Source organism: Corynebacterium sp. (assembly GCF_012837295.1).
Classification (GTDB): domain Bacteria; phylum Actinomycetota; class Actinomycetes; order Mycobacteriales; family Mycobacteriaceae; genus Corynebacterium.
On sequence record NZ_DURI01000175.1, the window covers coordinates 1 to 7,168 of the forward strand.

The window sequence follows — 7,168 nt, forward strand, 5'->3', positions numbered from 1 at the left end:
GTGCGCCCGAAGGGATTCGAACCCCTAACCTTCTGATCCGTAGTCAGATGCTCTATCCGTTGAGCTACGGGCGCTTGTGGCGGAGGCGAGAGGATTCGAACCTCCGGCCCGTCGTAAGACAGGCAACTCCTTAGCAGGGAGCCCCATTCGGCCGCTCTGGCACGCCTCCGTGCACCAGGGGGATTCTAGCGGAGCGCCGCGCCGCGTGGCAAAAACCCGCCGGTGAACGCCGGAGTCGGGCGGACGAGTAGGGTTTTCGCCATGACCGGCAGCACTTCCCCCGACCAGGCCCGCCCGTTGACCCGCGAGGATCTGAGCCTGATCCCCTCGTATCTCCCCGGCAAGACGACGCCCGGCGCGTTGAAGCTGGCGAGCAACGAGATGACTCAGGGACCGCTGCCCTCGGTGCGCGACGCGATCGTCGATGCGGCGTCGGGCGTGAACCGGTACCCGGACATGGCGGCCGTCGACGTGCGCGCCACCATCGCCGAGCACCTGGGGCTGTCGACGTCGCAGGTCGCGGTGGGGTGCGGTTCGTCGGCGCTGTGCCAGCAGCTGATCCAGGCGACCTGCGCCGATGGCGACGAGGTCATCTTCGCGTGGCGCAGCTTCGAGGCGTACCCGATCCTCGCGCGCGTGGCCGGGGCGGTGCCGGTGGCGGTTCCGCTTGACGACGCCCACCGCCACGACCTCGACGCCATGGCCGCGAAGATCGGCGAGCGCACCCGTCTGGTGTTCGTCTGCAACCCGAACAACCCGTCGGGCACGACGATCACGGCCGCGGAGTTCGAGGCGTTCATGGCGAAGGTGCCGGCGAACGTGGTGGTCGCGTTGGACGAGGCCTACATCGAGTTCGTGCAGCCGGCCGAGGGCGACCTCGGTGCGGCCGGGCGCGCGACCGGCGTGGACACCCCGAACGCGGTCGACGCGATCGCGGAGTACCCGAACGTCGTGGGCCTGCGCACGTTCTCAAAGGTCTACGGCCTGGCGGGGCTGCGCATCGGCTACTGCTTCGGTGCGGCGGAGCTGATCGAGTCGCTCAACAAGGTCTGCATCCCCTTCTCCGTCAACGCGTTGGCGCAGGTCGCGGCGATCGAGTCGCTGCGCGCCGTCGATGAGCTGGAGGCCCGCATCGCGGGCGTCCGCGACCAGCGCGTCCGCGTCACCGCCGCCATCAACGGCGCGGCCGGCGCGGAGGTGGTCATCCCCGATTCGCAGACCAACTTCGTGTGGCTTCCGCAGGAGCGTCTGGCTTCGCTGGCCGGCGCGGGTTCGCTTTCCGACGCCGACGTCGCCGATTCCCAGTCGCTCGGCCAGTTTTTGGCGGACAAGGGCATCGTGGTGCGCGTCTTCCGGGGCGAGGGCGTCCGCATCACCATCACCGACGAGGCCGAGACCGACCGGCTCCTCGCCGCGCTGGGGCTGTAGGGGCTACTTCCCCGCGGTGGTCGATTCCCCGGTCGCATCCTCCGGGGACGTCGCCTTGTCGCGCTTGCCGGTGCTGACGGGGTGTCCCTCGCACATCGCTCCCCGCGGGGAGTGCTCGGCGATCGCACCGGCGATCTCGTCGAGCATGTCGCGGGCGGTGTCGTCCGTCGCGTCGCCGGGACGGGCGGCGATGGCCACGCCCACCACGCCGCCGTCGGCCGGGAAGATGCCCAGCTGACGGCTCAGGTACTCGCCCTCCTCGTCGGGGCCCCAGCCGCCCTTGAACCGGGCGCCTTCGATGGTGCCCAGGCCGTAGGACTGGTAGTCGACGATGTCGCCCATCGCGTCGAGGACCGGCTCCGCGCCCTCGATGCACCGCAGATTCGCCGCGAACGCCGCCTGATCGGCCAGCTCCCACTGCACATCGCCCGGGGCCGTCCAGGCCTCGAATTCGGTGCGGACGTCGCCGCCGTCGGCGAGCACGTCGTTGACCGCCTCGGCCGCCGTCGACGCGTCACCGAGGGACACCCACAGCGTCTCGGCGGCGTCGTTGTCCGACTCCGAGATCATCGCCGGAATCAGGTCCTCGACCCACGGATTCTCTCGATGCGCGGCGATGGCGACGGGCACCTTGGACGTCGACCAGGCCGAGACGTCGGAAAGTTCGCCTGCGGTGACCGGGCCCTTGCCGGAGGTGGCGCCGGGGACGGCGAGCGCGATGGCGGCCTCGCCGTCGAAGCGCTCCGCGATGTCGTCGATGGCCGCGGCCAGCGCCGGATCGACCGAGCCGTCGATGGTCCACGTGCCCTCGAGGGGCTCGGGAGGGCCGGACTCGGCATCGTCGTTCATGGAGCAGGCTGCGACCGACATGAGCACCGACGAAGCCGCCACCAGCGAAAACACGGTGGCGGCTCGGCGCGGGAAGAAGGGCGAAGGCACGATGGCCGACCCTAGCAGGAGCCTCCCGCCGGCATGTGGCGCTGTACGGCGGCGGCGATTTCCGTGAGCATCGCCTGCCCGGTTTCGTAGGTGCCGTCCGCGGGGCGGGCCGCGATGGCCACGCCGAGTTCGCCGCCGTCGACGGGGATGGTGCCGAACTGCCTGACCAGGTACATCCCCGATTGGTCGGGGCCCCAGCCGCCCTTGAATCGCGCGCCCGGGATCGTGCCCAGGCCGTAGCGCTGATCGCCGGCGATGGCGCCCATCGCATCGACGACGGGGCCGGCGCCGTCGAGGCAGGTGAGGTTCGCGCCGAATTGGGCCTGGTCCGGCAGCGCCCACTGCGTCTGGCCGAAGGCCGTGTACTCGGGGCGGATGCGCTCGGGGTTCGTGTTCGTCGTGGCGTCGCCGCCGTCGCGCAGCACCTGGTCGGTTGCGGCGGCAGCGGTCGCGGGGTCGCCGAGGCTCGCCCACATCGCTTCCGCGGCGGCGTTGTCGGACACCGAGATCGCCGCCGTGACGTTCGCGTCCGCACCACCGGACTGCCGCACGACCGCGATGGCGATGGGCACCTTCGACGTCGACCACGCGACGTCCGACATCAAGTCGCCGGCGGCCTGCGGTTCCGCGGAACCGGACGCGCCGGGAGCCGCCAGCGCCAACCCGGCCTGGCCTCCCCACGACGCGATGATGCCGTCGATCTCGGCGGCCAGTTCCGGCGACACCGCGCCCGGAGGGCCGTCCGCGGTGGCCGAGTTCGATCCGCCGTCGGCGCCGTTTGAGCCGGGTTCCCCTTCGCCCGGAGCACCCGGCGGGGTCGGGTTCGGGCGGCCGTCATCGACGCCGGCCGACTCCGCGGCAGTGCCGTCTCCCCCGCCGTCAGCGTTGGATCCGGTGCCGCCCGGCAGCGTGCATCCGCCGAGCACCAGCCCGCCGACGAGGACCGCGGCGAGCACCGCGCGCCCGCCCACCGTGCGCCCAGACACCGTGCGCCCAGAAAATGTGCGCCTAGACAATGTGCACGACCGCGTTGTTGCCGCCGCGGCAGGTGACGTAGTCGCCGTCGTCGGTGCAGCTCATCGAGTACGTCTGGCCGGTGACGGGGCTGTAGGCGCTGATCGTTCCGTCGAGGCGATCGGTGTCCCGGTAGTGCTCGACGAACGCGTTGCGGACGGCCGTGGCGAACGGGCAGCTGGTCACCGACGTCCCCGAGTAGTACAGGTTCAGGTCTCCCGGATCACCCGAGCCGCCGCACTTGGTCCAGCTCGACGGCGCCTCGAAGTCTTCGGCGCGCCCCCGCGTGGTGGTCGTTTCGGCGGGTTCGGTCTGAGCCGGTGCGGCCGTCGGCTGCATCGCGCCGCCGGAGCCTCCCTCATCTCCGCTACCGGACAGCAAGAAGTACCCGAGCGCACCGCCCGCGGCGACGATCAGCAGCAGCACCACGATGATCAGCGCGACCTTGCCGCCGCCGCGGCCGCCGCCTGCGGCGCTGGCGCCGCCGGTCGGCGGATACTGGCCCGGATATCCTCCCGGCCCGCCGGGATAACCGCCCTGGCCGCCCGGGTAACCGCCGGCTCCACCGGGGTAACCGCCCTGGCCACCGGGTCCACCCGGATATCCTCCGGGACCGCCCTGGTAACCGCCGCCCTGGAACGGGTTGTCGTTGGCGTAGCCGCCGGCTCCCCCGCCCGCGGTACTCCACGGGTTTTCGGAGCCGGTGTCGCCGACGTTCGACCATGCTTCCCCGTCGACGGGCCGCCACTGGTCCGTGGGCTCGTTTCCGCCGCCGCGGCCGCCGGGGCGATTGTCATCAAAAGGACTGCTCATGGTTACCGTGGCTCCTCGTCAAATGTTCACGTTCGATTCTGGCACAGCCCCCGGACGGCACCACCCCGCCTTCCCCGCGAACGGGGAGGACGGGGCGGGAAACGCTGTCGCCGGGGCGGGCCCGGACATCTGCCGCATGGGCGGATTCCGGGAAATTGCCGCCGGCGCGGGGCCTAGCTGGAGCCCAGCGAGCCGAAGGCGGCGGGCAGGGAGTTCTCCACGGTGATCGGGGTGCCGCCGCTCACCTCGCGGACCGTCGGGCCGAAGAGAGAACCGACTCGAAGGAAGCCGCCGTGCTGGTACTGGCCCAGCTCCTGGGGGGGCGCGGTAGGTGAAGTCGACGACGACGGAATTCGACTTGGACACGGTGGGATTGTCCTCGAACAGACCGAGGAAACCGCCCTCGGTCCACGACAGGCGGACTTCCTGCAGGCCGTTCTCCGCGGGAACGACGGTGCGGTCCTCGGCGGGGACGACGTGCAGGGCCTCGCCGAGCGCGTTCTGCTTCATGCGGGTGACGGACACCAGCTCGAAGCCCTGCGGCATGATGACGGCGATCTCGCGGACCTTGGTCCCGTTGTCGTTGTTGCCGATGATCTCGATGCGGGTGGTCACCAAGCCACCCGGGGTGACGGTCGCACTGCGGGTGACCTGCTTGTACAGGGAGGCGCTCCAGATCCAGCCGCCGGCCTCGCCGAGCCGAGCTTCTCCTTATCCGCCGCCGACTCGCCCATGCCTGGCATGAGGGAACCGAAGTCGGGCAGGACGGGGTTGATCTGGGCCGACGCCGGGGAGGCGACGCCGATGGCCATGCCGGCGGCGATGGCGGCGGCAGCTGCCGCACGGGTGAACTTCTTCATGATTGCTCCTGTGTCAGGGGGAAGCGCGGTGGCGGGCTTGCTTTGCGACGCCCACCGGACCGCGATCTGGCGTCTTAGTTGGAAGAACCGGAGTTCAGCGAGCCCCAGTCGATGGAGCCGGAGGAGCTGTTGTCGCCGCCCGGCAGGTCGGGGATCGGGATGATCGGGCGGGCGACGACGTTGACGGACGGAGCACCAGTGTCAACCTTGGTGGTCCGGTAGAAGGCACCGCCCGCACCGGAAATCTCCATGCCGCCGCCGGTCTGCTTCCAGCCGGTCTCCTCGGGGGCGATGTACGTGAAGTCCACGGACATTTTGCCCGTGCCAACGTTCACGCGGCCGATGCCGTTGGCGGCGAAGTCGACGCGGGCATCCTGAACGCGGCCATTCGTTTCGCTGTCGCGCTCCTCGGTGTAGTACTGGTCCGCGTTCAACGGGGTGGCGGGCCGTCAGGGGCGTTGTAGACGACGGAGTCCAGGACGAAACCGGCGGGCATGACGTCGGTGAGGGCATGGACGTGGGTCTGCGCGGAATCGCCCACGACCTCGACGCGAAGGGTGATCTTCTCGCCCTGCGTCACGTTCTGGCCACCCATGACCTGCTTGTACAGCTTGGCGTCGTAGACCCACAGCTGGGTCAGGTGATCGCCGATCTGGGCGCGCTGGCCGCCCTCGAGGGCGGAGACCGCCCGACCGGCGATCTCGCCGAGCGGGCCCGGCAGAGCCGGCTGGGCGCCGGTGAGGACGCCTCCGTTGGCGGGGTAACCCGACGGAACCCACGACAGGAACGTGTGGCCGCCGTGCTCGTAGGAGCCGAGCTCCTGCGGGGCGCGGTACACGTACTCGAGGGTCACGGTCTCGCCTTCGCGGATCTGCGGATGCTCGTTCGGGCTGCCGCCGAAGGTGACATCGACCGTGGTGCCGTCGGCGCCGCGATCGCGGAAGCGGTAGTCGCCCGAGCCCAGCGGTGTCACGGTCTCTGCGCCGTCGACGTTCTCGACGCGCGCGACGGAGACCAGCTCGAAAACCGGCCGGCATGATGTTGTGGAGCTGCCCGACGCGGGCGACGCCCTGGACGCCCTCGGCCTCCAGGCGCATGGTGACCCCTTCGCCCGGATCGACGGTCGCACCCGAGGTGAGCTGCTTGAACAGGGCAACCTCGTACAGGACCTCGTACAAGCCATCCATCTTGATGTTCTCGCCCAACTGGACGCGCTCGCCGGCGGTGACGGCGTCGGCGACGTCGTCGGCCACCTCCGTGCCGGCCGAGCTGCCGGACGCATCCGGAACGATGGGATTGCCGACGGGCTGCGCGAACGCGGTGGCGCCGGTGCCGATGGTCATGATCGCCGCGATGCCGAGGGTGGCGGCGGTGCGGGCGATCTACGTGGTGCGGATACGCAAATCGATACCTCATGTGTCGGGATGATCGGGGCCGACCACGGGATTTTCCGGGGCGCGTCCCGTCCGGGCGCATTCGGGAACCGCCGTCCACGCCGTCGAGGCGAGATTTAAGGGCGATCCAGTACTTTCATCGGAGATTGCTTCTTGAGGATTACATCTCGGGGCCGTTCGTTACATCTCTGGAGGCACAAATCAGGCCCCGTACGGGTGCCACCACTAACTGGGGCTGCACCCGTGCGGGGCCGGAGAACTACTGCGCCGGGGTCTCGCCGGGCTCGTCGGCGGGCTCATCCTCGCTGGACGAGCTGAGATCGCCCAGCGAGCCGAGGTCGATGGAGCCCCAGTCGATGGACCCGGTCGGATCCTCGGGGTCGACCACCGGCGGCTCGGGGATGACCGGGCGTTCCTTCACGATGATCGGCTGACCACCGGTGTCGGCGGAGAAGGAACGTGCGTTGTCGCCGAACCAGTCACGGCCGTCGGTGCGGAAGCGAGCGCTCCCACCATGCTCGTAGGTCCCCACGTTCTCGGGGGCCCGGTACAGGAAGTCCAGGGTGTAGGCCTGCCCGGCCGAGACTCGCTCTTCGATGCCGTGGACCTTCACCTCGGTGGAACCGTCTTCGCGCTCGATGACCTCGTACGCCCCCTCGTCCAGGATGACCGGATTCTCGCCCTCTTCGCCGACGGTGACGCGGGCGACCGATTCGAGGA

The 7,168-nt window shown here is 70.0% G+C and carries 8 protein-coding genes, 2 tRNA genes and 1 pseudogene; 2 read left to right on the top strand and 9 right to left on the bottom strand.

Annotation, left to right across the window (positions count from 1 at the left end):
- Position 1: 1 nt before the first annotated feature.
- Positions 2-74, bottom strand: a tRNA-Arg gene (locus GX015_RS06000).
- A gap of 3 nt (positions 75-77) precedes the next feature.
- A tRNA-Ser gene (locus GX015_RS06005) sits at positions 78-169 on the bottom strand.
- Between the two features lie 92 nt (positions 170-261).
- Here GX015_RS06005 and GX015_RS06010 point away from each other — a divergent pair.
- Positions 262-1,428 carry a histidinol-phosphate transaminase gene (locus GX015_RS06010; protein ID WP_291343576.1) on the top strand — a complete coding sequence of 389 codons (1,167 nt, stop codon included), beginning with the start codon at positions 262-264 and terminating at the stop codon, positions 1,426-1,428.
- A 3-nt stretch (positions 1,429-1,431) separates the two neighbouring features.
- Here GX015_RS06010 and GX015_RS06015 read toward each other — a convergent pair whose 3' ends face one another.
- The 6 genes from GX015_RS06015 to GX015_RS06040 all read right to left on the bottom strand — a co-directional run bounded on the left by GX015_RS06015 (position 1,432) and on the right by GX015_RS06040 (position 6,027).
- The gene (locus GX015_RS06015) at positions 1,432-2,367 is read right to left on the bottom strand and encodes a hypothetical protein (RefSeq protein WP_291343578.1); all 936 of its coding nucleotides are present in this window, start codon (positions 2,365-2,367) and stop codon (positions 1,432-1,434) included.
- 11 nt (positions 2,368-2,378) lie between these two features.
- Entirely contained in the window at positions 2,379-3,353 is a 975-nt protein-coding gene (locus tag GX015_RS06020) for a hypothetical protein (protein ID WP_291343580.1), read from the bottom strand.
- Positions 3,354-3,375: 22 nt separating this feature from the next.
- A complete protein-coding gene (locus tag GX015_RS06025) occupies positions 3,376-4,194 on the bottom strand; it encodes a hypothetical protein (protein WP_291343582.1) in 819 nt (272 codons plus the stop codon).
- A gap of 18 nt (positions 4,195-4,212) precedes the next feature.
- Positions 4,213-4,809, bottom strand: coding sequence for a hypothetical protein (locus GX015_RS06030; RefSeq protein ID WP_291343584.1), 597 nt, complete (start codon positions 4,807-4,809; stop codon positions 4,213-4,215).
- A gap of 319 nt (positions 4,810-5,128) precedes the next feature.
- Positions 5,129-5,488: a hypothetical protein gene (locus tag GX015_RS06035; RefSeq protein WP_291343585.1), complete on the bottom strand. Its 360-nt coding sequence runs from the start codon at positions 5,486-5,488 to the stop codon at positions 5,129-5,131.
- Positions 5,485-6,027 (bottom strand): hypothetical protein, encoded by a 543-nt coding sequence (locus tag GX015_RS06040; protein WP_291343587.1) that lies wholly within the window; start codon positions 6,025-6,027, stop codon positions 5,485-5,487. The genes GX015_RS06035 and GX015_RS06040 overlap by 4 nt, the downstream gene beginning before the upstream one ends.
- 70 nt (positions 6,028-6,097) lie before the next feature.
- Here GX015_RS06040 and GX015_RS06045 point away from each other — a divergent pair, with 70 nt between their 5' ends.
- The gene (locus GX015_RS06045; protein ID WP_291343589.1) at positions 6,098-6,568 is read left to right on the top strand and encodes a hypothetical protein; all 471 of its coding nucleotides are present in this window, start codon (positions 6,098-6,100) and stop codon (positions 6,566-6,568) included.
- Positions 6,569-6,707: 139 nt separating this feature from the next.
- Here GX015_RS06045 and GX015_RS06050 read toward each other — a convergent pair.
- A pseudogene (locus GX015_RS06050) lies at positions 6,708-7,168 on the bottom strand (hypothetical protein); the annotation flags it as partial.

Bases quoted from the DNA above. Each gene is read 5' to 3' on its own strand.
- GX015_RS06025 (WP_291343582.1), bottom strand. From the start codon at position 4,194: ATGAGCAGTCCTTTTGATGACAATCGCCCCGGCGGCCGCGGCGGCGGA.
- GX015_RS06010 (WP_291343576.1), top strand. From the start codon at position 262: ATGACCGGCAGCACTTCCCCCGACCAGGCCCGCCCGTTGACCCGCGAG.